The organism is Nonomuraea deserti (genome assembly GCF_004348685.1).
In the GTDB taxonomy this organism is placed as follows: domain Bacteria; phylum Actinomycetota; class Actinomycetes; order Streptosporangiales; family Streptosporangiaceae; genus Nonomuraea; species Nonomuraea deserti.
The window spans coordinates 1-25753 of sequence record NZ_SMKO01000015.1; the positions used below are offsets into that span (position 1 = coordinate 1).

The 25753-nt window shown below is 70.3% G+C and carries 26 protein-coding genes; 11 read left to right on the forward strand and 15 right to left on the reverse strand.

The features are described 5' to 3' along the window. Positions 1-106 precede the first annotated feature (106 nt). A complete protein-coding gene (locus E1292_RS08790; RefSeq protein WP_132593885.1) occupies positions 107-940 on the reverse strand; it encodes an SRPBCC family protein in 834 nt (277 codons plus the stop codon). Next, the gene (locus E1292_RS08795; RefSeq protein ID WP_132593887.1) at positions 933-1511 is read right to left on the reverse strand and encodes a winged helix-turn-helix domain-containing protein; all 579 of its coding nucleotides are present in this window, start codon (positions 1509-1511) and stop codon (positions 933-935) included. The genes E1292_RS08790 and E1292_RS08795 overlap by 8 nt, the downstream gene beginning before the upstream one ends. A 60-nt stretch (positions 1512-1571) precedes the next feature. Here E1292_RS08795 and E1292_RS08800 point away from each other — a divergent pair, with 60 nt between their 5' ends. Next, entirely contained in the window at positions 1572-2651 is a 1080-nt protein-coding gene (locus E1292_RS08800; RefSeq protein ID WP_132593889.1) for an AraC family transcriptional regulator, read from the forward strand. Between the two features lie 86 nt (positions 2652-2737). On the opposite strand, the gene E1292_RS08805 is transcribed toward E1292_RS08800, so the two are convergent. Further along, positions 2738-3769 (reverse strand): GDP-mannose 4,6-dehydratase, encoded by a 1032-nt coding sequence (locus E1292_RS08805; RefSeq protein WP_132593891.1) that lies wholly within the window; start codon positions 3767-3769, stop codon positions 2738-2740. Positions 3770-4018: 249 nt separating this feature from the next. On the opposite strand from E1292_RS08805, the gene E1292_RS08810 reads away from it, so the two are divergent. From E1292_RS08810 to E1292_RS08830, 5 genes are all read left to right on the forward strand, one after another. Further along, positions 4019-5263, forward strand: coding sequence for a glycosyltransferase family 4 protein (locus E1292_RS08810; protein ID WP_132593894.1), 1245 nt, complete (start codon positions 4019-4021; stop codon positions 5261-5263). A gap of 30 nt (positions 5264-5293) precedes the next feature. Continuing rightward, positions 5294-6004 (forward strand): class I SAM-dependent methyltransferase, encoded by a 711-nt coding sequence (locus E1292_RS08815; protein ID WP_181958203.1) that lies wholly within the window; start codon positions 5294-5296, stop codon positions 6002-6004. Further along, positions 6001-7083, forward strand: a complete 1083-nt coding sequence (locus E1292_RS08820; protein ID WP_165974450.1) for a glycoside hydrolase family 15 protein — start codon at positions 6001-6003, stop codon at positions 7081-7083. Before E1292_RS08815 ends, E1292_RS08820 begins: the two co-directional genes overlap by 4 nt. Before the next feature lie 131 nt (positions 7084-7214). Then, positions 7215-8210, forward strand: coding sequence for a DUF1702 family protein (locus E1292_RS08825; RefSeq protein WP_132593896.1), 996 nt, complete (start codon positions 7215-7217; stop codon positions 8208-8210). Between the two features lie 82 nt (positions 8211-8292). Beyond that, positions 8293-9609 (forward strand): MFS transporter, encoded by a 1317-nt coding sequence (locus E1292_RS08830; protein ID WP_132593898.1) that lies wholly within the window; start codon positions 8293-8295, stop codon positions 9607-9609. On the opposite strand, the gene E1292_RS08835 is transcribed toward E1292_RS08830, so the two are convergent. After that, complete coding sequence (locus E1292_RS08835) at positions 9606-10235, reverse strand: class I SAM-dependent methyltransferase (RefSeq protein ID WP_132594055.1); 630 nt, start codon at positions 10233-10235, stop codon at positions 9606-9608. The genes E1292_RS08830 and E1292_RS08835 overlap by 4 nt on opposite strands. An 85-nt stretch (positions 10236-10320) precedes the next feature. On the opposite strand from E1292_RS08835, the gene E1292_RS08840 reads away from it, so the two are divergent. From E1292_RS08840 to E1292_RS08850, 3 genes are all read left to right on the forward strand, one after another. Then, complete coding sequence (locus tag E1292_RS08840; RefSeq protein WP_132593900.1) at positions 10321-10773, forward strand: pyridoxamine 5'-phosphate oxidase family protein; 453 nt, start codon at positions 10321-10323, stop codon at positions 10771-10773. Beyond that, on the forward strand, positions 10770-10961 hold the full coding sequence (locus tag E1292_RS08845) for a ferredoxin (RefSeq protein WP_132593902.1): 192 nt from the start codon (positions 10770-10772) through the stop codon (positions 10959-10961). Before E1292_RS08840 ends, E1292_RS08845 begins: the two co-directional genes overlap by 4 nt. A 61-nt stretch (positions 10962-11022) precedes the next feature. Continuing rightward, on the forward strand, positions 11023-12111 hold the full coding sequence (locus E1292_RS08850; RefSeq protein WP_132593904.1) for a Zn-dependent alcohol dehydrogenase: 1089 nt from the start codon (positions 11023-11025) through the stop codon (positions 12109-12111). Between the two features lie 18 nt (positions 12112-12129). On the opposite strand, the gene E1292_RS54830 is transcribed toward E1292_RS08850, so the two are convergent. The 9 genes from E1292_RS54830 to E1292_RS08895 form a co-directional block, all read right to left on the reverse strand. Then, positions 12130-12867 carry a Fic family protein gene (locus E1292_RS54830; protein ID WP_132593906.1) on the reverse strand — a complete coding sequence of 246 codons (738 nt, stop codon included), beginning with the start codon at positions 12865-12867 and terminating at the stop codon, positions 12130-12132. Positions 12868-12929: 62 nt separating this feature from the next. After that, positions 12930-13931: a sugar phosphate isomerase/epimerase family protein gene (locus tag E1292_RS08860; RefSeq protein ID WP_132593908.1), complete on the reverse strand. Its 1002-nt coding sequence runs from the start codon at positions 13929-13931 to the stop codon at positions 12930-12932. 3 nt (positions 13932-13934) lie between these two features. Continuing rightward, a complete protein-coding gene (locus tag E1292_RS08865) occupies positions 13935-15086 on the reverse strand; it encodes a Gfo/Idh/MocA family protein (protein ID WP_132593910.1) in 1152 nt (383 codons plus the stop codon). Positions 15087-15097: 11 nt separating this feature from the next. After that, positions 15098-16144, reverse strand: a complete 1047-nt coding sequence (locus E1292_RS08870; protein ID WP_132593912.1) for an ABC transporter substrate-binding protein — start codon at positions 16142-16144, stop codon at positions 15098-15100. After that, a complete protein-coding gene (locus tag E1292_RS08875) occupies positions 16141-17172 on the reverse strand; it encodes an ABC transporter permease (RefSeq protein WP_165974452.1) in 1032 nt (343 codons plus the stop codon). Before E1292_RS08875 ends, E1292_RS08870 begins: the two co-directional genes overlap by 4 nt. Continuing rightward, positions 17172-18656, reverse strand: coding sequence for a sugar ABC transporter ATP-binding protein (locus tag E1292_RS08880; protein ID WP_132593914.1), 1485 nt, complete (start codon positions 18654-18656; stop codon positions 17172-17174). The genes E1292_RS08875 and E1292_RS08880 overlap by 1 nt, the downstream gene beginning before the upstream one ends. 41 nt (positions 18657-18697) lie before the next feature. Continuing rightward, positions 18698-19855 (reverse strand): ROK family transcriptional regulator, encoded by a 1158-nt coding sequence (locus E1292_RS08885; RefSeq protein WP_132593916.1) that lies wholly within the window; start codon positions 19853-19855, stop codon positions 18698-18700. 237 nt (positions 19856-20092) lie between these two features. Continuing rightward, entirely contained in the window at positions 20093-20965 is an 873-nt protein-coding gene (locus tag E1292_RS08890; protein ID WP_132593919.1) for an SDR family oxidoreductase, read from the reverse strand. 135 nt (positions 20966-21100) lie between these two features. Further along, a complete protein-coding gene (locus E1292_RS08895; RefSeq protein ID WP_132593921.1) occupies positions 21101-22159 on the reverse strand; it encodes an MBL fold metallo-hydrolase in 1059 nt (352 codons plus the stop codon). 55 nt (positions 22160-22214) lie between these two features. On the opposite strand from E1292_RS08895, the gene E1292_RS08900 reads away from it, so the two are divergent. Beyond that, positions 22215-23060 (forward strand): glutathione S-transferase family protein, encoded by an 846-nt coding sequence (locus E1292_RS08900; protein ID WP_132593923.1) that lies wholly within the window; start codon positions 22215-22217, stop codon positions 23058-23060. Here the strand turns inward: E1292_RS08900 and E1292_RS08905 are convergent. Both E1292_RS08905 and E1292_RS08910 read right to left on the reverse strand, forming a co-directional pair. Further along, on the reverse strand, positions 23008-24291 hold the full coding sequence (locus E1292_RS08905; protein ID WP_132593925.1) for an MFS transporter: 1284 nt from the start codon (positions 24289-24291) through the stop codon (positions 23008-23010). The genes E1292_RS08900 and E1292_RS08905 overlap by 53 nt on opposite strands. Further along, complete coding sequence (locus E1292_RS08910) at positions 24288-24914, reverse strand: winged helix-turn-helix domain-containing protein (RefSeq protein WP_220446741.1); 627 nt, start codon at positions 24912-24914, stop codon at positions 24288-24290. The genes E1292_RS08905 and E1292_RS08910 overlap by 4 nt, the downstream gene beginning before the upstream one ends. Positions 24915-24960: 46 nt before the next feature. Between E1292_RS08910 and E1292_RS08915 the strand changes: the two genes are divergently transcribed. After that, positions 24961-25605 carry a B3/B4 domain-containing protein gene (locus E1292_RS08915; RefSeq protein WP_132593927.1) on the forward strand — a complete coding sequence of 215 codons (645 nt, stop codon included), beginning with the start codon at positions 24961-24963 and terminating at the stop codon, positions 25603-25605. The last annotated feature ends 148 nt before the right edge of the window (positions 25606-25753 follow it).

A 25753-nucleotide genomic window follows, 5' to 3' on the forward strand; every position in this document is an offset into this window, starting at 1 on the left:
GGACCAAGGCGGTGGGGGCGGCGGGCCAAGGCGGCGGGCCAAGGCGGCGGGCCAAGGCGGCGAACCAAGGTTACGGGCCAGGGCGGCCAACCAAGGCTGCGGGAGGTTACGGCAGGAACATCGGCGTCCAGTCCGCCACCTCGTGGTAGCGCCGCAGCTCCGCGAGCCCCGACAGGAACCCGCCCCACGCCGCGTACGGGGGCCGGTCCTCGTCGAACCCGCTCTGCACCATCGTCATCCGCGTCTTGCCGCCGGACCCCTCCAGCTCCCACGTCCCGATGCCCGTGTCGCCCCAGTCCACGGAGAGTTTGCGGGCGGGCTCGAGTTCGACCACCTTGGCCGGGTCGGGGTTGTTGGCCAGCCCGCCCATGGCGAAGCGCCCGCCCACGTACGGCTCGATGTCGACGGGATAGCCGAACCACCGCGTCACCGCCTCCGAGTCGGTCAGCGAGTCGAACACGTCGGACGGCGAGGCGTCGATCGTGATCTGGGCCCGCATCTCCGAGGTGGAGAAGTCGACTTTCGGCGTGAGCTCGCGCCCTTCGAGGTGCTCGGCGAGGTTGGCGAGGGCGCAGCACCAGAACGTCTGCAGCACGCCCCGGATGCTTTTGCCCGTGATCACGTCCTGGAAGTCGAAGTGCGTCTGGGACACCGACACGATGGTCGCGTCGCCGTCCTCCTCCAGCGTGAACTCGGTGGTCGTCTCTTCGCCGTCGAGCAGCCACGCGAACCGCAGGGTGCGCTCGTCGGCGTGCAGCGGCCGCTGGTGCGGCGCGTCGCCTTCGGGGATGGTGCGCCCCCAGAACCCGAACGTGGCGGGCAGCGCCACCTCGGCGTGCTCGGCCAGCCAGACGCGCAGCGCGGCCGGGTCGGTGAGCGCGTGCCTGACCGTCTTGAGCGGCGCCTGGACGCGGACACGAATGATCATGGGCTCAGTCATCGTCTTGCTCTTCCTCTGTGTGGTCCGTGGTCTTGGGGTAGCAAGCGACGGCGATCTTGAAGGCGTCACCTTCCGCGCCGCCGTACCGGGTGAACAGGTCCTGCAGCATGGCCTGCAGCTCGGTCATGAACTGGTGCCGGTTTTCCTGGCGGACGTGGATCTCGCCGGACAGGCCGAGTGACGGCAGCTCGGGCGCGGTCCTGTCGAGCGCCGCGATGTCCGCCTGCACCTCTTCCATGAGGTCGAGCAGGTAGCCGAGGCTGAGCTCGTCGCGCGCCTTGCGCAGCCCGATCCGGCCCACCAGGCGCGGCGACAGCCAGTACGACCGCGCGCCCGCCTGATAGATGCCCTCGCTGATCCCGCGGACCTTGCGCTCGGACACCAGGTCGACGAGGCCGGCGTCGACCAGCCGCTTGACGTGGTAGTAGACCCGCTGCGGCGTCTGGCCGAGCCGTTCGGCGACCTGCGAGCAGGTGCGCGGCTCGGCCAGCTGCCGCAGCACCTCCACGCGCTGCGGTTTGAGCAGCGCCTCGGCCTGCTCGATCTCTTCCAGGTACAGGATGTCTCTCATCGCAAAAACTATCCTTTACGTAAAAATACTTCTTGTCAATAGGGAGGGGAGAATGCAGAGATGGCGCAGGACTGGTCGCGCTACTGGCGCTCACCCGACCGCCCGCTCGAGGTCATGCACGCCCACTTCGAACGGCACGTCTACCACCGGCACAGCCACGAGACCTACTCTTTCGGGGTCACGGAGACCGGCGCGCAGTCGTTCAGCTGCAGGGGGTCCGCGCACACCAGCGCGGCGGGCATGATCATGGCCTTCAATCCCGAGGACCCGCACGACGGCCACGCCACCGACGCCCTCGGGTTCACCTACCGGATCGTGCACATCGGCCCCGAGCTCGTCTCCGACACCCTGACGGACGCGACGGGCCGCCCGACGGGCCTGCCTCTCTTCATCGAGCCCGTGGTCGACGACCCCGGCCTGGCGGGCGCGCTGCGCTCCCTGCACAGCGCCCTGCTGGGCGAGGCGCCGTCGCTGCGCCGCGACGAGCTGCTCACGACGACGATCACCCAGCTCGTACGCCGCGCCGCCACCCGCCCGATCCACCCGGCGGGCCCGGCGGGAAGGTCGGCGCGGGTGGCGCGACAGGTCAGGCAGCTCCTGCACGACCGCCTGCTGGACGATCTGACCATCGACGACCTGGCCCGCGCCGCCGGCGCCAGCCGCTACACGGTCTACCGTGCCTTCCACGCCGAGTACGGCCTGCCGCCGAGCGACTACCAGCGCCAGCTACGGCTCAGGACCGCCCGCGCGCTGATCGCCGACGGCGTCCCCATCAGCGCGGCCGCCACCACGACGGGCTTCGCCGACCAGAGCCACCTGACCCGCTGGTTCACCCGCTACTTCGGCCTGACCCCAGGCGCCTACCGCCGAGCCGTCCAACCCGGCGAACCCGTCCAACCCGGCGAGATCGGCGAACCGGACAAGGAAACGACCCCGCCGACGACGACCGCGCGAACCGGGACGGCCACATCGCCAACAACCGTACGAACCGAGAACACACCGACGACTACCGCGCGCATCAAGGCAGCCACACCGGCAACGACCGCGCGAACCGGGACCACCGTGCCAGGGGCGACGGCCGGCGCCGGATCAACCACGCCCCCGGTGAACGTGCGCGCCGTAACGGTGGCGCGCCGCTGACCGGTCAGCGGCCGTTCCCCTGGACAGACGCGAGCCAACGACGACGACTGGCAGGCCCTGGCTGTGCCGTGAAGAACGAAGATGGTTTATGGCCAGGAAGAGTCCTGATCGGGATCGCCGCCGTCGGTGAGGAGCCGCAGATCGGAGTCGACCATCATGGCGACGAGCTCGTCGAAGGAGACCTTCGGCTCCCACCCCAGCTGCGTGCGCGCCTTCTTCGGGTCGGCGCAGAGCAGGTCGACCTCGGCCGGCCGGTGCAGCGCCTGGTCGGTCACGACGTGCCGCTCCCAGTCGAGCCCCGCGGCCGCGAACGCCGCCTCCGTCAGCTCCCTGACCGACTTCATCCGCCCGGTCCCGATCACGTAGTCCTCGGGGCTGGCGGCCTGCAGCATCAGGTGCATCGCCTTGACGTAGTCGCCGGCGAACCCCCAGTCGCGCCGGGCCTCCAGGTTGCCGAGGCGCAGCTGCGTGGCCAGCCCCAGCTTGATCCTGGCCACCCCGAGCGACACCTTCCTGGTGACGAACTCGGCGCCGCGCCGCGGCGACTCGTGGTTGAACAGGATCCCGGACACCGCGAACATCCCGTACGACTCGCGGTAGTTCTGGGTGAGGAAGTGCCCGTACGCCTTCGCCACCCCGTACGGCGAGCGCGGGTGGAACGCGGTGCTCTCGGTCTGCGGGGTTTCGCTGACCTGGCCGAACATTTCGGAGGACGAAGCCTGATAAAAGCGGATCTGTCCGGAGGAGCCGGCACCCCCACCGCCCCGCGACACGCCCGAGCACACGCGGATCGCCTCAAGCATCCGCAACACGCCCATCCCGGTCACCTCGGCCGTGAGCTCGGCCTGCTCCCACGACATGGGCACGAACGAGATCGCGCCCAGGTTGTAGACCTCGTCGGGCTGAACGCGTTCCACCGCGGAGATCAGCGAACCCTGGTCGAGCAGGTCGCCCCGCACCACGCGTACGTCGGCGAGCAGCTTGCGCATCCTGGACACCCGCGGGTTCGCCTGCCCCCTGGCCAGCCCCCAGACCTCGTAGCCCTGCTCCAGCAGGTGCTCCGCCAAGTAAGAACCATCCTGGCCGGTGATGCCGGTGATCAGAGCGCGCCTGGCCAAGGGGTCCTCCAACGATCGCGTCCCGCGTCCCTTTGGGACGGGAATGTACAGCTAAGCGCCCTGATAGGGCATCAAGCCACCTAGAACGCGTTCCACCGAACCACGCTCGGTTACTGCAACTTCGCAGTTCGCACGGCCTGTGAGAGCCACTGTGAACAATTCTCGGCAACCTACCGGATGGTAGCCTTCTCGGACTAAGGTCATCTTTACGGTACACGCCCGTCTCCGGGCCTTACCGGCGAGAAAGGGGTGTCCGTGCGGGAGCGAACGCTGCGGATCGCGCTGCTGTCCTACCGCAGCAAACCCACCTGCGGCGGCCAGGGCGTTTACCTCCGCCATCTGAGCCGCGAACTCGTCGCACTCGGGCACCACGTCGAGGTGTACTCCGGCCAGCCGTACCCCGAGCTCGACGACGGCGTCATCCTGCGCGAGGTGCCCAGCCTCGACCTCTACCGCGACGAAGACCCGTTCAGAACGCCCAAGCTGCGCGAATATCGCGACTGGATCGACTGCCTCGAGGTCGGCACCATGTGGACGGCCGGCTTCCCCGAGCCGCTGACGTTCACACTGCGGGCCTACCGCGAGCTGAAGAAGCGGGTCGGCGACTTCGACGTCGTGCAGGACAACCAGACCCTCGGCTACGGCCTGCTGGGCATCCAGAAGTTGTTCCCCGTCGTCGGCACCATCCACCACCCGATCAGCGTCGACCGCCGCATCGAGCTCGAAGCCGCCCGCGGCACGAAGAAGCTGACCATGCGCCGGTGGTACGCGTTCGTCAAGATGCAGGCCCGCGTCGCTCCCCGGCTCAGCCCGATCCTGACCGTCAGCGAGTCGTCGCTGGCCGACATCCACCGCGACTTCAACGTCCCCCAGGCCAACATGCGCCTGATCCCCCTCGGCGTGGACACCCGTTACTTCCACCCCCGCCCCGGCAAACCCCGACGCAAGGGGTCCATCGTGGCGGTGGCCAGCGCCGACTCGCCGATGAAAGGCGTCGCGACGCTGCTCAGGGCCGTGGCGAAACTGGCCACCGAGCGCGACGTCCACCTCACCGTCGTCAGCCGGCCCACCCCGGGCGGCCCCACCGAGCAGCTCGTCCAGGAGCTGTCGCTGCAGGACCGCGTGCGCTTCGTGCACGGCATCTCCGACGACGAGCTGGGCGAGCTGATCGCCACCTCGGAGATCTCCGTCGTGCCCTCGCTCTATGAAGGTTTCTCGCTGCCCGCCGTCGAGCACATGGCCTGCGGCACGCCCCTGGTGGCCAGCCGTACGGGCGCGCTTCCCGAGGTCGTGGGCGACGCGGCCGTGCAGGTGCCGCCGGGCGACGCCGAGGAGCTGGCCGCGGCGCTGCGCCGACTGCACGACTCCCCCGAGGAGCGCGAACGCGTCGGCAAAGCCGGATACGACCGCGTCATGGAGCGCTACACCTGGCACGTCGTGGCCAAGCGGACCGTCGAGGCCTACCGCGAGGCCATCGCGGCCCGCGCGAGCTGACCAGAACTCGATCACGAGGAGAAGCGACAAGTGCTGACCGTGGACTTCGCCCGGTTTCCCGTCGGCCCCGGCGTACGCGTGCTCGACCTGGGATGCGGCGGCGGCAGGCACGCCTTCGAGGTGCTCCGCCGGGGCGCGGACGTGACCGCGTTCGACATGGATCAGGCGGAGCTGGACAGCGTGGCGGCCATGTTCGCGGCCATGGACAAGGCGGGTGAGGTGCCCGAGGGCGGCGCCGGGGATACCGTCCAGGGCACGGCGCTGGACATGCCGTTCGACGACGGCGCCTTCGACCGGGTCATCGCCGCCGAGGTGCTGGAGCACATCCCCGACGACATGGCGGCCATGCGTGAGATCTTCCGCGTGCTGCGGCCCGGCGGCACGGCCGCGGTGACCGTGCCGAGCTTCCTGCCCGAGCGCATCTGCTGGGCGCTGGACGAGGACTATCACACGGCGCCAGGCGGCCACGTGCGCATCTACACGCTGGCGGAGCTGTCGGCCAAGCTGAAGTCCGCCGGGTTCGTGATCGGACCGCACCACCACGCCCACGGCCTGCACGCGCCCTACTGGTGGATCAAGTGCGCGGTCGGCGTCAACAACGACGACCACCCGCTCGCCAAGGCGTACCACGAGCTGCTGGTCTGGGACATCATGAAACGCCCTGCCGCGACCAGGATCGCCGAGGCCGTGCTCAACCCGGTCATCGGCAAGAGCGTGGTCCTCTACGTCCGGAAGCCATGATCTCCCACGCGGAGGTCGTGCGTACGGCCGGGAGCATCGCGGCGATACAGCAGGACGACGGCGGCGTGCCGTGGCCGGAGGGCCACGTCGACGCGTGGAACCACATCGAGTGCCTGATGGCTATGTCCGTCGCCGGGCTGGCGGAGCCGGTACGCCGCGGCTACGCCTGGCTGGCCCGCCACCAGCGCGCCGACGGCTCGTGGCCGATGAAGCTGGTCGACGGCGTGCCCACGGAGCCGGGCGGCGAGACCAACCACGCCGCCTACGTCGCCGCCGGCGTCTGGCACCACCATCTCGTCACCGCTGACCAGCGCTTCACCGAGGAGAGCTGGCCCATGGTCAAGGCCGCGCTCGACTACGTGGCGGGGCTGCAGACCGAGCGGGGCGAGATCGCCTGGGAGCGCGACGCGCAGGGCAGGCCCTCGGCGTACGCGCTGCTCACCGGCTGCTCCTCCATCCACCATGGGCTGCGCTGCGGCGTGCTGCTCGCCGACCATCTGGGCGACCCGCAACCCCACTGGGAGCTGGCCGCCGACCGGCTGGCGCACGTGCTGGCGGCGCATCCCGAGGCGTTCGCGGACAAGAGCCGCTTCTCCATGGACTGGTACTACCCGGTGCTGGGCGGGGCGGTGCGCGGGCGGCAGGCGTACGAACTGCTGGAGCGCGAGTGGGCGACGTTCGTGGTGCCGGGTCTCGGCATCAGGTGCGTGTCCGACCAGCCGTGGGTGACGGGGGCGGAGACGTGCGAGCTGGTGCTGGCGCTCGACGCGCTGGGCGATCGGGACCGGGCGGCCGCGCTGTTCGCCGACGTGCAGCATCTGCGGCACGAGGACGGCTCGTACTGGACGGGCTGGCAGTACGCCAACCGCAAGCACTTCCCGCACGAGCGGTCCGGCTACACCGCGGCGGCGGTCGTCCTGGCGGCCGACGCGCTGCTGGGCATCTCCCCGGGATCCGGGTTGTTCCGCGACATCGCGGGAACGTCCGTGTTCGACCCGGACGTCTGCGGCTGCGCCGCCGGGACAGGCCGGCGACTGCCTCCCCCGGTGACCGAAGGGCGCCCGGGCGAAGGCGTCTGACCTGGTACTTCGGCGGTCCACAAGGGCTTTTGCGGGTTCTTTGCCGGGGAAATCCGGTGCGCCGCCGATGAAAGGCCCAATGAGGTAACTAGCTTCGTCAGTGGCCGGTACGAGACGTCTTCGGGGGAAGCGTGGGCGACACGGGCACAACAACGTTCTTGGACCAGGTCAGGACCGAGCCGACACTGTCTCCGGCGCGCGGATGGCGGAGGTTCCTGGCCAAAGACGCACGGGAGTCCGATCTGGGCCGGCGAAGGTTCCGGCTCAGAGATGGAGCTTCTCCGACAGAATTCACCGATGCCGAAAAGTCGTACGTTTTCGGCTTCAACGCGGTGATGTCGCGAGAAGTCGAGAAGATCGAGGAAGTCTCGGCTGAGCAGCGGCCCTTCGGCTACGAAGGGGCTGCCGCCGCCTGCACCGTCCTCGACCTTCTCACGCTGACCCGGGGCCGGCGCCTTCACGAGCTACTGGCCGGCCCCGCCCAGCACCACCGCCACGCCGCCTACCTCGGCGCCGGCCGCGGGTACGCGCTGCTGCGCCTGCGGCCCGTCCGGGGCGCCCGGCGCGCCCATCCGCTGCTGCGCTGGCTCGCCGTCGACGGGTTCGGGTTCCAGTGGAGCCTGGCCAGGGCGGACCGGATGGTGGGCGAGCGGATGATGCCCGACCTGCTCACCAGGGCGCACTGCGCCGTGTTCGACCAGGGGCTGGGGCGGCTGCTGTGGTACCACGATGGCGCCTCGGCCGGCGACCTCGCCGCCAGGATCGCCGGGTTCCCCGCGGGGCGGCGGGCCGATCTGTGGAGCGGGATCGGGTTCGCCGCCACCTACACGGGCGGGGCCGGGACCGACGAGTTGTGGTGGCTGGCCGAGCACGCGGGCGCCGACGGGTTCCGGGCACACCTGGCGCAGGGGTGCGCGTTCGCCGTGGCCGCGCGGCTGCGGTCGGGCCTGCTGCCCGGCCACGCGGCGCGAGCCGTGCCGATCCTGGCCGGCACCGACCCGGAGGAGGCGGCCTCGTGGACCGATCAGGCGCTCATCGCGCTCGGGCACGAGGCGCACACGCACGAGGACTTCCGCGGCTGGCAGGCACAGACCCGCCGCTCATGGACCCGCCGCCTGCGCACCTGACCACCGGCTCTGGCTCCGGCCCGCACGCACGCTAACCTTCTCGGTCTGACCACCAGGTCGAAAGGAAACATCTCCCTCCTTGATGAGCGACTTCATCAGCCCCGGTGGCACGACCGCGGCGCAGCGGCGGGTGCTCCTCGGCGCCGGAACGGGCCAGTTCGTCGAGTTCTACGACTTCGCGATCTACGGCTTCTCGGCCGTGGCCGTCGCCGAGGCGTTCTTCCCGGGCGCGAGCCCGGTGGCGAGCCTCCTGTCGGTCTTCGCCGTGTACGGTGTCGCGTTCGTGGCCCGGCCGCTCGGCGGGGTGTTCTTCGGCGCGCTGGCCGACCGCGCCGGGCGACGGGCCGTCCTCTACGCGACGCTCATGTGCATGGGCGTGGCGACCGCGCTGATCGGGTTGCTGCCGACGTATGCGGCCGCCGGGACCGTGGCGCCCGTCCTGCTGGTCCTGTGCCGCCTGGTGCAGGGGTTCTCGGCGGGTGGTGAGGCGGTCGGCGCGCCCTCGTTCGTGCTCGAACACGCGCCGTTCGAGCGCCGCGGCACCTGGATCGCCATCTCGGTCGCGGCCACGGGGGCGGCGTCCGTGGCCGCCCTGGTGTTCATCATTGCGGTCTCCGGAGCGCTCCCCGACGCGGCCTACGCCTCGTGGGGCTGGCGCGTCCCGTTCCTGGTGGCCCTGCCGCTCTCCCTGATCGGCGGCTACATCCGCGGGCGTACCGAGGAGAGCCCGGTGTTCCGGGAGCTCGAGCGGGACCACGCGATCGAGCGCCACCCGGTGCGCGGCAGCCTGCGCGGCAACGGGACCCGGCTGGGTCGGATCTTCGCCGTCATGGCCCTGTCCGGGCTCGGTTTCTACGTCCTCGTCGGCTATCTCGTCACCTCCCTGCAGACGGTCGCCGGGCTGAGCCTGCTGGAGTCGCTCGTGGCCAACGCCGTCGCGCTGCTCACCTTCACGGTGCTGCTGCCGGTCGGCGGCAGGCTCTCCGACGCGTTCGGCCGCAAGCCTATGCTGATCGCCGGCGCCGCGGCGGTCGCGGTGGTCAGCATGCCCGCGTTCCTCCTGGTCACGAGCGGCTCCCTGGCCGCAGCGGCGGCCGGGCAACTGCTGCTCGCCGCGGCGCTGTGCGCGTACGGAGGGGGCAGCTACACCTTCTTCGTCGAGCTGCTCCCGCCGGCGACCCGCGTCACGGGCGCCGCCATCAGCTACAACGTGGCCCTCGCGCTCTTCGGCGGTACGGCGCCGTTCGTCTCCACCTGGCTGGTCGATTTCACGGGCACGCCGGTGTCGCCGGGCCTTTACCTGCTCGTCGTCGCCCTCGTGGCGCTCGCGGTGGCGCTCACGACGCCCGAGACGCGGGTCGGGGAAGCAGCTGCGGGCAACGCCCGATCGCGCGTCTAGATCCCCTGGCCGACGCGCTCCAGCACGCGGAGCGAGCCGTGCACCGCCACCTCGGCGAACGCGCCCGACGCCAGCGCCCGCTGGTAGACCCGGTAGGGGCCCTGCCCGCCGTCGGCCGGGTCGGGATGGATGTCGTGGAAGGCCAGCGCGCCGCCCTCCATCACGTGCGGCGCCCAGCCCTCGTAGTCGAGGGTCACCGGCTCGTCGGAGTGGCCGCCGTCGATGAACAGCATGCCGAGCGGGGTGTTCCAGAGCCCGGCGACCCGCTCCGACCTCCCGACGACCGCGATCACCTCGTCCTCCAGGCCCGCCGCCGCGATCGTGGCCCGGAACGTCGGCAGGGAGTCCATCTTCCCGAACCGCACGTCGACCAGCGTCGGGTCGTGGTGGGCCCAGCCCGGCTGGATCTCCTCGGAGCCCCGGTGGTGGTCGACGGTGACGACCACGGACCCTGCCTGCCTGGCCGCCGCGCCGAGGTAGATCGCCGACTTGCCGCAGTAGGTGCCGATCTCGCAGATGGGGCCGAGCGCGCCGTAGCGGAGGGCCGTCTCGAAGAGGGCGATCCCCTCCTCGGGCGGCATGAACCCCTTGGCGTGCTCGGCCGCGCGGAGCAGCTCTGACGGCATGGTCATGGCATGCACCCTAGCCGAACCGAATAACATTCCGTCGGGCTCTTGCCCGGCACTTCTGCAACCTGTTCTACTTGGCAACGTGAATCAGCGCGCTCGCATCGCGATGTCCGACGACGACGTCACCGCCTTCCTGGAGGCCGCACGCAAGCTGCAGCTGGCCACCGTCAACAGGGACGGCACGCCGCACCTGGTGACCATGTTCTACGGCCTCTCCGAGGGACGGATCGCCTTCTGGACGTACGCCAAGTCGCAGAAGGCCCGCAACCTCGCCCGCGATCCCCGGGTGACCTGCCTCGTCGAGACCGGCGACGCCTACGACGAGCTGCGCGGCGTCCTGGTGTACGGCAAGGCAGGGCGGCTGGACGACCGCGACCGCGTCATGGACGTCGGCATGATGGTCGCCCGCAGGACGACGCCCGGCGTGCCGGACGAGCTGCTGCGCCCGTACGTGGAGAAAACCGGGCTCAAACGGGTTGCGTACGTCGTCGAGCGCACAAAAGTGGTCTCATGGGATCACAGGAGGCTCGCATGAAAGTCACCGTGGACGAGCTGGTCTGCGAGGCCAACGCCGTGTGCATGGGCCTCGCGCCCGAGGTGTTCGAGGTGGACGACGACGACCAGCTGCACATCCTGCTGCCCGAACCGCCTCCCGAGATGCGGGACCGCGTCCGCCACGCGGTGAGGTCCTGCCCCAAGGCCGCCCTTTCGCTGGAGGAATAGCCCGACGGGGGTCCACCGCCCCCGGCACCCCCGCACACGTCCCACCGAGGAGGAACTCCACATGCGCGCCGCGATCCTGCACGCCGTAGGCAACGACAAGCTCGACATCCGCGACGACGTCACCCTGGCCCCCGTCGGGCCGTCGGACGTACGCGTGCGCGTCAGGGCGACGGGCGTCTGCCACTCGGACCTGTCGGCCATGAGCGGCGTGCTCCCGCAGCCCGTGCCGCTCGTCCCCGGTCACGAGGGCGCGGGCGAGGTGGTCGAGGTGGGCGAGCACGTCACCTCCCTCAAGCCGGGCGACCACGTCGTCATCAGCTGGCGCCCGGCCTGCCAGGAGTGCGACCTGTGCGTGGGCGGCCAGCCGTACCTGTGCATGAAGTACGTGATCGAGTCCTTCAGCAAGGGCAACTTCCGGCTCGGCGGCGACGAGGCGACGGTCTTCGGGATGGCGGGGTGCGGCACCTGGGCCGAGGAGATCATCGTGCCGTGGCAGGGCGCCATCAAGATCGACGACGACGTTTCGTGGGAGGCGGCGGCCCTGATCGGCTGCGGCATCACGACCGGCGTGGGCGCCGCGATCAACACCGCCAAGGTCCGCCCCGGCTCCACGGTGGCGGTGATCGGCTGCGGCGGCGTCGGCCTGTCGGTCATCCAGGGCGCCCGGCTCTCCGGCGCGCGCACGATCCTCGCGGTCGACCCGCTGGAGTCCAAGCACGAGCTGGCCAAGAAGGTCGGGGCCACCCACGCGGTGACGCCCGAGCAGGTCCCCGAGGCGGTCAACGAGCTCACCGGCGGTGCGGGCTTCGACTACGGGTTCGAGGTCGTCGGCAAGTCGGCCACGATCCAAGGCGCCTGGCAGGTCACGCGGGCGGGCGGCGACGTCGTCGTGGTCGGCGCGGGCGCGGCGGACGACATGGTGTCGATCTCGGCGTTCAGCCTGCTGTTCGAGGGCAAGAACCTCCTGTCCAGCCTGTACGGCGAGGCGGACGTCCGCCACGACTTCCCGTATTTCGCCAAGCTCCACAAGGCCGGCAGGCTCGACCTGGAATCCATGATCAGCTCACGCATCCGCCTGGCCGACCTGAACGACGCGGTCGCGGCCCTGCGCGGCGGCGAGGTCCTTCGCCAGATCGTCATCATGGACTGACAATCCGGCCCTGGCCCTTCACCGCTGAGGGCGGGCGGGCACGAGGCGGGCCGGCGGTGATTCGCGGGTGTCCCAGCGAGTGCTCGCCAGGTGGCGCTCCGTCAACGTGAGCAGGTCGAAGATTTCACGAGCGAGATATCCCCTGGTGTTCCTCTCGACCTGCTTCGGATGCAGGATGCCCGCCGCCGAGAGTTCTTCCAGGGCCTGCCGTGCGGCCGGATGCGTGACTGAGAGCAGACCCTGCACTGTTCTGGCCGTCACGAGCGGCGCGGCGGGCAGGAGGTCCAGCAGGCGCACGACGGCCGAGTCAGCCCGCGGCACCGGCCGCAGCCCTTGGGATTCGCGGAATCGGGGGTGCCGCTCACGCCACACTTGGCGCAACTCCTCAAGCTCGTCCGCGAACCTTTCGGCCTGCTCGACGGCGGTCACGGTGGCCGCCAGGAACACACGGAGCCACGCGTCGATCCCCTGCCTGGCATCCTGCGACCCGGCGTCTCCGGCGTACCTGTACGCCGTCAGACCGTTGATGTAGGCGTCCGATCGGGTGAGGAGCACCAGGCTGATAGGGAGAATCGCATGGGGTGTCAGGCCACGTCGGGTGAGAATCGTGTGGACCATTGCCCGGCCGACCCTGCCGTTGCCATCCGTGAACGGGTGGATCGTCTCGAACTGTGCATGTGCCATGGCCGCCTGGATCAAGGGCGCGTGCTCCGCCCGGTTGACGTACGACACGCCGCATGCGTGACGAGAAGGCATGCCGCCACGGCGATCATCCCTTCATCGCGGTGGTCCCGATGAAGGGATGATCGCCGTGAGTGCTACTCGGTGGAGAAGGCGGCGTCGAAGGCCGTGGCGGGCGGGGTGATGGAGTTGAGCGTGCGGATGTAGCTCAGCGCCTCCCGCGCCCCGTCCAGCCGGTCCATACCGGCGTCCTCCCATTCGATCGAGATCGGGCCGTCGTACCCGATGGAGTTCAGTGCGCGGAAGCAGTCCTCCCACGGCACGTCGCCCCGGCCCGTGGAGACGAAGTCCCAGCCGCGCCGCATGTCGGCCCACGGCAGGTGCGAGGACATGCGGCCCTTGCGGCCGTCGCCCACGCGCATGCGCGTGTCCTTGCAGTCGACGTGGTAGATGCGGTCCTTGAAGTCGAGGATGAACGCCACCGGGTCGAGGTCCTGCCAGACCATGTGCGACGGGTCCCAGTTGAGCCCGAACGCCGGCCGGTGGCCGATGGCCTCCAGCGTCCGCTGGGTGGTGTAGTAGTCGTAGGCGATCTCGCTCGGGTGGATCTCGTGCGCGAAGCGCACGCCGACCTCGTCGAAGACGTCGAGGATCGGGTTCCAGCGGTCGGCGAAGTCCTGATAGCCGGCCTCCACCATCGAGGCCGGCGTCGGCGGGAACATGGCGACGGTGTGCCAGATCGACGAGCCGGTGAAGCCGACCACCGTGTTCACGCCCAGCAGCGCGGCGGCCCGCGCGGTGTTCTTCATGTCCTCGGCGGCGGCCTGGCGCACCGACTCGGGGTCGCCTTCGCCCCAGATGCGTGCCGGCAGGATGGCCTTGTGACGCTCGTCGATGAGGTCGCAGACGGCCTGGCCGACCAGGTGGTTGGAGATGGTCCACACCTTGAGGCCGTGCTTGTCCAGCTGGGCGCGCTTCTGCTCCACGTACGACGGGTCGGCCACGGCCTGGGCGACGTCGAAGTGGTCGCCGGAGCAGGCGATCTCCAGGCCGTCGTAGCCCCACTCCGCCGCCAGCCGGCACACCTCCTCGAACGGCAGGTCGGCCCACTGTCCGGTGAACAGCGTGACGGGTCGCATGAGTCAGTCCTCCACGTTCGTGTAGCGGCTGCCCTCAGCCGCGCTCTGCTCGACCGCCGCCAGCACCCGCTGCACCCGCAGCCCGTCGGCGAACGACGGCGTGGGATCGGCTCCGGTGGCGACCGCCTCCAGGAAGTCCCTGACCTCGTGGGTGAAGGTGTGCTCGTAGCCGAGCCCGTGCCCGGGCGGCCACCAGGCGCCCACGTAGGGGTGGTCGGGCTCGGTGACGAGGATGCGCTCGAAACCGCCTCCGCCCGCGCTGAACCACAGCTCGTTCATGGCCTCGAAGTCGAACGCGAGGCTGCCGTGCGAGCCGTTGATCTCGATGCGCATGGCGTTCTTGCGTCCGGTGGCGAAGCGGGTGGCCTCGAACGAGGCCACCGCCCCGCCCGAGAGCCGGCCGATGAACAGCGCGGCGTCGTCGACGGTGACCTGGCCCGTGGCGGAGGTGCCGGTCGCGCCGAGCCCGGCCGACTCTGCCGCCAGCGGCCGCTCCTTGATGAACGTCTCCGTCAGCGCGGACACGCCCACCACGTTCTGCCCGGTGATGAACTGGGCGGCGTCGACGATGTGGGAGCCGATGTCGCCGAGCGCGCCGGCCCCCGCCTTGTCCTTCTGCAGCCGCCAGACCAGCGGGAACTCCGGGTCGACGATCCAGTCCTGCAGGTATTGCGCCCGCACGTGCCTGATCTCGCCGAGCCTGCCCTCCTCGACGTACCGGCGGGCGAGCGCGACCGCGGGCACCCGCCGGTAGTTGAAGGCCACCATGCTCTTCCCCGGCGCGGCCGCGGCCGCCCGCACCATGGCCTCGGCCTCGGCGACGGTGTTGGCCAGCGGCTTCTCGCAGAGGACGTGCTTGCCGGCCTCCAGCGCGGCCACGGCGATCTCGGCGTGCGAGTCGCCCGGCGTGCAGATGTCGACGATCTGCACGTCGTCGCGCTTGACCAGCTCTCTCCAGTCCGTCTCGACGGCGTCCCAGCCGAGTTGCGCGGCGGCCGTCTCGGTGCGCTCCTTCGACCTGCCCGCGAGCACCGCCATGCGCGGTGCCAGCGGGAGGTCGAAGAAGGCCCCCACGCTCCGCCAGGCCTGCGAGTGGACGCGGCCCATGAAGGCGTAGCCGACCATGCCCACGCCGATGGTGGTTCTGTCTGACATGCAACCCCCGATCAGGATTCGAAGCCGAGCGACAGGTACTTCTCGACGTTCTCCTTGGTGATGGTCTCGGACGCGAGTGTGATGGACTGCGGAACCTGGTTCTCCACCAGATCACTCATGCCCTTACCCTGTGCTATCAGACGCGCCAGTTTGATCGCCGAGGAGGCCATTGTCGGGCTGTAGGTGACGGTGGCCTGCAGCACCGAGGTGCCCGACTGGATCTCCTTCATCGCGTTCAGCGAGCCGGCCCCGCCCACCATGATGAACTCGTTCCTGTTGGCCTCCTTGATGGCGGCGAGCACGCCGACGCCCTGGTCGTCGTCGTGGTTCCACAGCGCGTCGATCTTCTTGTGCGCCTGCAGCAGCGACGTGGCCACCTCGTTGCCGGTCTCCACCGTGAACTGCGCGTCCTGCTTGGCGGTGACGCTGAACCCGTACGTCTTGAGCGCGTCGGCGAAGCCCTTGGTGCGGTCCTGGGTCAGCGGCAGCGTGGCGATGCCCTGGATCTCGACGATCACCGGGTTCGCCACGCCCTTGTCCTTGAGCTGCTTGCCGATGAAGTGCCCGGCCGCCACGCCCATGCCGTAGTTGTCGCCGCCGACCCACGTCCGGTAGGCCAGCTTGTCGGGGAAGACGCGGTCGAGGTTGACGACGGGGATGCCGGCCTCGGTGGCCTGCAGCGCGACCTGGTTGAGCTGCTGGCCGTCGTTCGGCAGGATCACCAGCGCGTTCACCTTGGCCGCGATGAGCGACTCGACCGCGGAGATCTGCTGGTTGATGTCGTTCGTCGGCTCGACCGGCTTGAACTCGACGTCGGTGTACTGCTTCGCGGTGGCCTCGGCGTTCTTGGCGATGGCCGCGATCCACCCGTGGTCGGCCGCCGGCGCCGAGAAGCCGATCACCACCTTCTGGCCCGGCTCGTCGTTGCCGCTGGCCGCGGGGGCCGGAACGGCGGCCGCGCTGCTCGGCGCGGCCTCGGGCTCGTTGCTGGTGCAGCCCGCCGCTAAGAGGACGGCTCCGCCGACGAGGAATCCCCTGCGCGCGACGTTCTCACTCATGGTGCTCTCTCCTTCAGGTTCCGCCGCTGGAGAAGGACGGCGGCGACGATGATCAGGCCCTTCGCGATCAGCTGGTCGCTGGTGTTGAGGCCGTTGAGAATGAACAGGTTCGTGATGAGCGTGAAGATCAGCAGGCCCAGGATCGAGCCCATGATCGTGCCCCGGCCCCCGGTGAGCAGCGTGCCGCCGATGATCACAGCGGCGATGGCGTCGAGTTCGTACAGGTCTCCGTGGGTGGACGAGCCCGTCGTCGTACGGGCCATGATGAGGATGGCGGCGATGCCGCAGCACATCCCCGACAGGGCGTAGAGCAGCATCGTGTGCCTGCGCACGTCGATCCCGGCGAGCCTGGCCGCCTCGGGGTTGCCGCCGACCGCGTACGTGCGCCGCCCGAACGTCGTGCGGTTGAGGACGACCCAGCCCAGCACCACGACGAGCGCGAAGATGTAGACGAGCAGCGGGATGCCCAGAACGCGGGTGGTCGACAGGTCCACGAGAGCGGCGTTGTCGGCGTCGATGAGCTGGGTCTTGCGGTCGGACATGCGTTGCGCCAGCCCGCGGGCGGCGACGAGCATGGCGAGCGTGGCGATGAACGGCACGAGCCGCCCGTAGGCGATGAGCAGCCCGCTGACCAGCCCCGCCCCGGTGCCGACGAGGATCGCGCAGATCGCCATGATCACCGGCCCGTACGACTGCGTGGCCACCGTCGTCGCCCACACCGATGCCAGCGCCATGACCGCGCCCACCGACAGGTCGATGCCGCCACCGATGATCACGAACGTGGCCCCGACCGTGATCACGCCGATCGTGGCGGCCAGCGACAGGATGCTGACCAGGTTGGAGGCGGTGGCGAAGTTGTCCGGCCGGGTGACCATGCCGACGACGACCAGCAGCGCCAGCGCGCCGAGCAGGCCGAGGTGCCGCATCTCGCCGAGGCCGCCCAGCGCCCCCAGCCCGGGGATGCCTCCGCGCGACGGCCCGCCGCCTCCCGCGGCCGAGGGCGCCTGCGCTTTCGTGGGCTCGCTCATCACGCCGCCCTCCCATTCATGATCATGTCGAGTACGCCGTGCTCGTCCAGCCCGGCGGCGTCGCCCTCGTGGATGACGGTCCCCTCGCGCACCACCAGCACGCGGTCGGCCAGGCCGAGCACCTCGGGCACCTCGCTGGAGACCAGCAGCACGCCGATGCCCTGCTCGGCCAGGTCGCGGATCACCGCGTACAGTTCGGCCCTGGCGCCCACGTCCACGCCTCTGGTGGGCTCGTCCAGCAGGAGGAGTTTGCGGCCGCCGAGCAGCCAGCGGGCGAGCACGGCCTTCTGCTGGTTGCCGCCCGACAGGGTCCTGATCGGGCGTTCGGGGTCGGGCGGCCGGATGTCCAGCATCTCCGCCAGCCGCCTGGCCTCCTCCCGCTCGCGTTTACGGTCGAGCCAGCCGAACCGGGCGAACCCGGTCAGGCCGCCCAGCGTGATGTTCGCGGTGACGCTCTGGTCGAGCAGCAACGCCTGGGCCTTGCGCTCCTCGGGGGCCAGGCCCATGCCGTGGCGTACCGTGTCGACGACGGTGCGGCCTACCGGCCGGCCGTCGAGCAGCACGCGGCCGGTGGCCGGGCGCGCTCCGTACACCGCTTCGAGGATCTCCGAACGCCCGGAGCCGACGAGGCCGGCCAGCCCGACGATCTCGCCCGCCCGCACGGAGAACGAGACGTCGGAGAAGACCCCTGGCGAGCTCAGCCCCTCGACGGTGAGCACCTCATCCCCCGGCGACCGGCCCGCCTTGGCGGGGAAGACGTATTCGACGTTCCTGCCGGTCATGAGGGAGACGATCTGCGTGGTGGGGGTGTCGCGCGCGGACAGGCCCACGGCGACCGTACGGCCGTCCTTCAGCACGGTGACCCGGTCGCCGATCTCGCGGATCTCCTCCAGGCGGTGGGAGATGTAGACCACGGCCACGCCCTGGGCGGTGAGCTCGCGGATGATGCGGAAGAGGTTGGCGACCTCGTCGTGGGCGAGCGCCGCCGACGGCTCGTCCATGATGATCAGGTGGGCGTCGTGGGAGAGCGCGCGGGCCATCGAGACGACCTGCTTGGCCGCCGGCGACAGCCGGCCGACCTCGGCCGACGGGCGGATCTCGCCGTGGCCGAGCCGTTCGAGCACCTCGCGGGCGGCGCGCCGGGCGGCCGGCCTGTTCACGAAGCCGAAGCGGGCGTGCTCGTGGCCGAGGAAGATGTTCTCGGCCACGCTGAGCCCGTCGACCAGGTCGAGTTCCTGGTAGATGGTGGCGAAGCCGAGCCTGATGGCGTCGATCGGGCTGCTCGGGCGCACCTCGGCGCCGTTGAACACGATGGTGCCCTCGTCGGGCTGGTGCGCTCCGGCCAGCACCTTGATCAACGTGGACTTGCCGGCGCCGTTCTGGCCGAGCAGGCAGTGCACCTCGCCCGCCCGCACGTCCAGGTCGACGCCGTCCAGCGCGCGCACGCCGGGGAACTGCTTGACGATGCCCTTCATGACCAGCATCGGAGATCCCTTTCAGCGTTCTCGTCGGGCGGTCGTTCTGCTCAGGCGTTGACGATGCGGTTGATGTTGTCGGGGGACAGGTAGTGCTCGATGGCGAGCATCCCGGCGCCGAGCACGGCGGCGTTGATGCCCGTACGGCTGGGTGTGATCGACAGGTGGTGCGTGGCCAGCGGGAGGGATCTGCGGTAGACCGTCTCCCTGATCCCGGCGAGCAGGTGCTCGTGCACGCGCGACAGCGCCCCGCCGATGACGATGACCTCGGGGTTGAAGAAGTTGACCAGGCTGGCCAGCACCTCGCCGATGAGCCGGCCCGCCTCCCTGACCAGCCGCAGCGCCTGCGTGTTGCCGGCCTGCACCAGCGCCACCACGTCGGCCCCGGTCTCGGCGGCCAGGCCGAGCTCGGTCAGCCGCCGGGCGATCGCGGCGCCGCCGGCCACGGCCTCCAGGCAGGCGCTGTTGCCGCACCGGCAGCCGGCGTCCTCGTGGCCGCTGACCCTGATGTGGCCGATGTCGCCCGCCGAGCCCTGCGCGCCCCTGTGCAGCCTGCCCTGGGCCACGATGCCGCAGCCGATGCCGGTGCCGACCTTGACGAACAGCAGGTGGGCGGCGTCGGCGAAGGAGTTGCGATGCTCTCCGAGCGCCATCACGTTGACGTCGTTGTCGACCAGCACCTCCACCCCGTCGAAGTAGTCGGGGACGGGGTAGTCGTTCCAGCCGGGCATGATCGGCGGGTTGTTCGGCCGCCCGGTGGCGAACTCGACGGGGCCCGGAACCCCGATGCCGACGGCGCGCAGAGCGGACCTGGGCCGTCCCGCCGTGCCGAGCAGCCGGTCGAGCCGCTGGTCGACGTGGGCGAGCACCTTCTCGGGGCCCTCGCCGATCAGCATCGAGTCCTCGCACTCGGCGAGCACGTCGCCGGAGATGTCCATCAGCGCGACGCGGCAGTGCGTGGCGCCCAGGTCGACGCCGGCGAAGGCGTGGTCCTCGGTGTGCAGGCGCAGTTGGCGCGGCGGCCTCCCGCCGGTGGACTCGCCGCTCTCGGTCTCCTCCACCAGGCCGCGCTCGATCAGCGCGTCGACCCGCTGCGAGATCGTCGATCTGGCCAGGCCGGTGAGCCGCGCGAGATCGGAACGGGTCGTCGCCGATCCGGCGCTGATCAGCGTCAGCACGTCGCCGGCGGAGCCCGGCTGGGGGGTCATGTGGCGACAATAAGATCACCGATACGGCAAATCAAGAGTATGGATCGCCCAAACTCCCCCAACTTCCGCCGAAGATCGAACAAAGCCTGCCTATTTGGCCCCATTCCCCGATATTCCCGACATTTGGGCAGTCGTCTGATGACCCAGAAACGACGAAACCGGCCCCCGCCGCAGGCGGGGACCGGCCCAGGAAGGGGACCGGCCCAGGAAGGGGACCGGCTCAGGAGGCCGCCGCGATCAGAGCATGGCCTTCATCGAGTCACCCGCCGTGAGCACGTACGGCTGCTCGGCCATGATCGCCTCCCAGTTGCCGGCGATCGTCTCGGGCGTGAGGTCGTCGGTCTTCCAGCCGGGCCCCTCGGCCACGAACACCCGCGCCACCCGGCCGCCGCCGACGCTGAACACCTCGCCGCTGACCTCGCACGAGTCGTGCACGAGACAGGCCACCAGCGCGCTCACCCGCTCGGGCGTGAACTTGGCCTCGAACTCGGCCGGCAGCAGCGCCTCGGTCATCCGGGTCCACGCGATGGGGGCGATGGCGTTGGCCTTGATACCGTTGCGCGCGCCCTCGATGCCCAGGGTCTTGGTCAGGCCGACCAGGCCCATCTTCGCGGTCGAGTAGTTGGCCTGGCCGAAGTTGCCGAACAGGCCGGCCGGGCTGGAGGTGTTGACGATGCGGCCGTAGCCCGCCTCCTTCATCAGCGGGTAGGCGGCCTGGGTGACCAGGTAGGAGCCGCGTACGTGCACGGCGAGCACGCCGTCGAAGTCCTCGACCGTCATCTTGCCGAACGACTTGTCGCGCAGGATGCCCGCGTTGTTGACGACGATGTCGACCTTGCCGAACGCGTCGACGGCGGTGCCCACGATGGCCCTGGCGCCCTCGGGCGTGGCGACGTTGTCGGTGCTGGCGACGGCCTGGCCGCCGTTCTTCGTGATGAGCTCGGCCACCTCGGCGGCGGGCCCCGCGGAGGCGCCGGTGCCGTCGAGCGCGCCCCCGAGGTCGTTGACCACGACCTTGGCACCGCGCTCCGCCAGCAGCAGCGCGTGCGACCTGCCGAGGCCGTGCCCCGCCCCCGTGATGATCGCGACCCTGTCATCGAACCGAAGCATCGAACCTCCCAGGCAGGAGAACAACATTCTAGTACGAGTACGATAACCCGCCCCCGGTTCCAGCGCTCGCCCGGCGCTCGGGCGCCTTCACCCCAGCGGCCAGGTCCGGCCGGAAAGCACAGGTCCGGCGCTTGGTCAGGCCGGGAACCACAGGTCCGGCTCGCCCGCCACCCGGCGCACCCGCCCCCTGGCCTCCAGCCAGGCCAGGTGCGCGAGCGTCTCGTTGTTGGCCGCGCGCCGCATGAACGGCGGGATCGTCTCCCACGGCCGCGACCAGGTCAGCCGGGTGGCCAGGTCCCAGCAGGCGGCGCCGTCGAGCGAGCCCACCACCCGCTCGATCTCGGCCAGCCGCTCGTCGTGGTGCGCCATCACGCTGTCGACCCGCTCGGCCAGCTCCAGGAAACGGTATTCGTGCGCGGGCAGCACCTCCTCGACGTCCAGCTTGCGCACGGCGGCCAGCGAGCCGAGGTAGTCGGCCAGCGGGTTGGGGCCCGACTGCGGGTGCACGGCCACCATCGGCGTGATCTTGGCCAGCACGTGGTCGCCGGAGAACAGCACCCTGCGCCCGGGCGAGACGAAGCACAGGTGCCCGGGCGAGTGGCCGGGCGTCCAGACGGCCCGCAGGTCCCAGCCGGGCAGCCCGAGCTCGTCGCCGTCCTCCACCAGCCGGTCGGGCTTGGCCATGGTGACCATGTGCCGGATCATCATCGAGGCCCCGGCCAGCTCGTCCAGGGTCAGCGCGGGCACCCCGCAGCGGCGCAGCAGCTCGCGCTCCCGTTCCACCAGGGAGTCGATGGCCGCGTCGTCGTAACGCTCGCGGACCAGCCGCGCGTCGGCCGGATGCAGCGCGATCCACGCGCCCGACATCTCACGGACTCGCCCGGCCAGCCCGTAGTGGTCGGGGTGGATGTGCGTGACGAGCACGCCCTTGACGTCGGTGATCGCGTAGCCGGCGACGGCCAGGCCGGCGACGAGCGCGTCGTACGCCTCGTCCGTGTTCCAGCCGGCGTCGACGATCGCCACCCCGTCGGGCAGCTCCAGGACGTAGACCAGCACGTACCGCAGAGGATTGACCGGGATCGGCACCGGCACGGACCACAGCCCCGGGCGCACCCGTTCGACCTCGGGGATCGCCCCGCCGGCCCACGCGTCCCGCTGTGCCACATTGGCAGGGGTCACCACGAATTTCGTCATGGCCTCGATTGTGCCCGAACGAAGTTCGGCATCCGAATCATGTTCTACTAGGACCATGAAGCCGAGCCGCGAACTTTCCGACACTGGCCGCTTCGTCCGGCAGCCCAACCGTTTCACGGACCGGCTCGGCCCGCCCGAGCCGGGGCGGTACCGGCTCTACGCTTCCTACGCCTGCCCGTGGGCGCAGCGGGTGCTGATCGTACGGTCGCTCCTCGGGCTGCAGGACCTGCTGGACGTCACGATCGTCGATCCCGTCCGCGACGAGAAGGGCTGGCGCGTTCCCGGCGGCGACCCGGAATATCTCTCGGAGCTCTACCACGCGTCGGACCCCGGCTACACCGGCCGTTACACCGTCCCCTGCGTCTGGGACACGAAGGACAACCGCATAGTCACCAACGACTTCCCCCAGATCACCCTCGATCTGGAGACGTCATGGGGCACCTCGCCGAACCTCTACCCGGAGCGTCTGCGGCCGGACATCGCCATCATGAACGACCGCCTCTACCACGGCCTCAACAACGCGGTGTACGAGGCCGGCTTCGCCCGCGACCAGCAGGTGTACGAGGAGGCGGTCGCCCGCGTCTTCACCACCCTCGACTTCCTGGAGGTGCGCCTGGCGGGGTCGGAGTTCCTCTTCGACACGCTCACCGACAGCGACGTGCGCCTCTACACGACCCTCGCGAGGTTCGACACCGTCTACCACGCGCACTTCAAGTGCTCCATCAGGCGGCTGATCGACTATTCGGCGCTGTGGGCGTACGCGCGCAGGCTGTACGCTGTCCCGGCCTTCCGCGAAACCACCGACTTCGACCAGATCAAGCGTCATTACTACCTCTCCCAGACCACCATCAACCCGAGCCGGATCGTGCCGGTAGGGCCCGATCTGGACTGGAGCCTGTAGGCGCGGGCAACCGGACGAACAGCAGCGCCGAGGCCAGCATCATCACGGCCACGACACCCCAGGCGGCGGCGAGGCCCGACTGGGCGGCCAGGGCGCCGAGCGTGAGGTTGGCCAGGGTCCCGCCGGACTGCAGGGCAATGGAGCTCGTCGAGGTGACCGTGGTGCGCTCGGTGGCGGTGACGGCCTTGTGGGTCAGCTCCAGGCAGAGCACGCCCGTCAGCGAGATGCCGACGAACAGCACGACGTAGGCCAGCCCCGCGCTCAGCGTTCCCGGCAGGGCGTCCAGTCCCGCCGTCGCGGCCAGCGCGCCCACGGACAGCGCGGCCAGCACCGTCCCCACGACCGCTCCCCCGGCCGAGCCGCCGGCCAGCCGGGCCACGCGCGGCACGAGCGCGCTGCCCATCGCGCTGCCCGCGAAGCCGAGCGCCGCGACCACGGCGTAGGCCAGGCTGCCCTCCTCCGCCGTGCCCGCCAGCTCGGCCAGCCGTCCGGGGGTGAGCAACTCGATGGTCATCAGCACCGCGCCCGTCGCCGCCGCGACCATCATGAGCCTGCGCAGCAGCGCGCGGCCCGCGGCCAGCCGGATGCCGCCCGCCACCGTCGCGGGCACCTCGCGCAGGACGCTCGACAGCGTGCGGCGCCGGTGGGCCGGTTCGGGCAGCGCGAGCATCACCACGAGCAGCAGCACCGCAGCCGCGACGGCGCCCAGCAGGGACGGCGCGGCCAGGGGGAGGATCAGCGAGGGCGGCACCAGGAGCGGCACGCCGCCGCCCGCCAGGACGCCGACGCACAGGGCCACGGACTCCATCGCGCCGCCTCTGGCCAGGCCGGGCTTGAGGTCGGCGTCGCGGCCCTCGATGCCGTGCAGCGTGTCGACGTACCAGGAGGACGCGGGGCCGCTCGACAGGGCCCTGGCCACGCCTTTCAGCACGCCGGCCACCATGAACATCCCGAGCGTCGTGGCCACGCTCATCAGCGCCAGGCCCGCGACGGTGAACGCGGCCGAGGCCGCCAGCACCACGCGCCGCCCCAGGACGTCGGCCAGCCCGCCGGTGGGCAGCTCGAGGCACACGGTCACGATCGAGAACACCGTCGTCGCCAGCCCGATCCGCGCCAGGCTGAGACCTCGCTCGGTCATCAGCAGCACCTGGGCGGCCATCGCGAGCCCGAGCGGCAGCCAGGTCAGGAAGCTGACGAGCATGTAGCGGTGTAAGGCTGATCGCGCGGTCATCGGTCGTCCCGCCCCTCTTCACGGTTGCGTGGCATCGCGTCTTCACGGTTGCGTGGCATCGCGCCGAACCAGACGGTGACCTGCCTGGCGGCCGGATCGGCGGCGTAGCGGGTGGAGAGCTCGCCCACCAGTTCCTCGACCCTGTCCTTCAACTCCCGCACCGCCGCGGGCGGCAGCGAGAGGACGTGGTCGCTCATCCCGGAGACCTCCACCCAGTCGTCGGCCCAGTCGCCGGGGTCGAACGCCTCCATCAGCCGCCCGACCATCTCGGCCTGCCGCAGGTGCACGACCTTGACGGCCTCGCGACCCTCCTCGGTGCCGGACAGCTCGACGGCGTCCCACGAGGTGTAGCGGTGGCGGGCCCGCCACCGGCGCTCGCGCCCGTCGCGCCGGTCGGGGTCCTCTTCGATGAAGCCGTACTTGAACAGCTCGCGCAGGTGGTAGCTGGTCGAGCCGGAGCTCTCGCCGACCTTGCGGCCCAGCTCGCTCGCGGTGGCCGCCCCGTCGGAGCGCAGCAGGCCCAGCAGGCGCACCCGCAGCGGGTGGGCGACGACCTTGAGCACCTGCGCGTCGCTGATCTTGTACTGCTCCTCCATGTCCTCGACCGTAGACCGCAAAGGCATTTTTGCAAAGGATATTTGGCGATTTCTCCGCTCATAAACTGTGGGGATGCTTGACGACATCCAGGTGGACGACGCGATCTTCGCGCTGCGCCCCGACTTCGCGGTCCTCGTCATGACCGCCCGCGACCTGCGCAACGGGCCCACCGACGAGCGCTCACGCGCCTGGCTCGCCGAGGCCGCGGCCGTCCCCGTGCAGACCGGCAAGATCGACGCCTGGAAGGACGCCTACCGCGCGTTCGGGGCCAGGCCGCAGCGCACGAGGCCCTCGGTCGACGCGCTCACCCGCCGGATGCCGCTGCCGGAGATCAACCAGGTCGTCGACGCCTACAACGCGATCAGCGTGAAGCACGCGCTGCCCATCGGCGGGGAAGACCTCGACCGCTATTCCGGCCCGGCACGGCTGGTCAGGGCGCGCGGCGACGAGGCGTCCGAGGAGGCGCTCGGCACGCCCGACCCCGGCGAGGTGATCTGGCGCGACGACCTCGGCGTGACCTGCCGCAGGTGGAACTGGCGCCAGGTGGCGCGCACCCGGCTCACCGAGGGGACCACCAACGCGATCTTCCTGCTCGAGCGCCTGGAGCCGATGTCACTGGAGGAGCTCAAGCAGGCGGGCGAGGAACTCGCGGACCTACTGTCCGAGTTGTCCCCTCAGGTGCGCATCGCCAGCAGATTGGTGTCTGGAGGGAAGTAAACCTCCGGACAGGGTGTTGATACCAAATAGTGATAATCGCGCCACCCCCTGGGTTGACTAGGGGGTCGTGCCCTCATCGCGCTGTCCTGAGAGGATCGTACGTGGCGGCACGCCCACCTAGGCGCGCGCTGCCAGTCCGGGCGAGTAG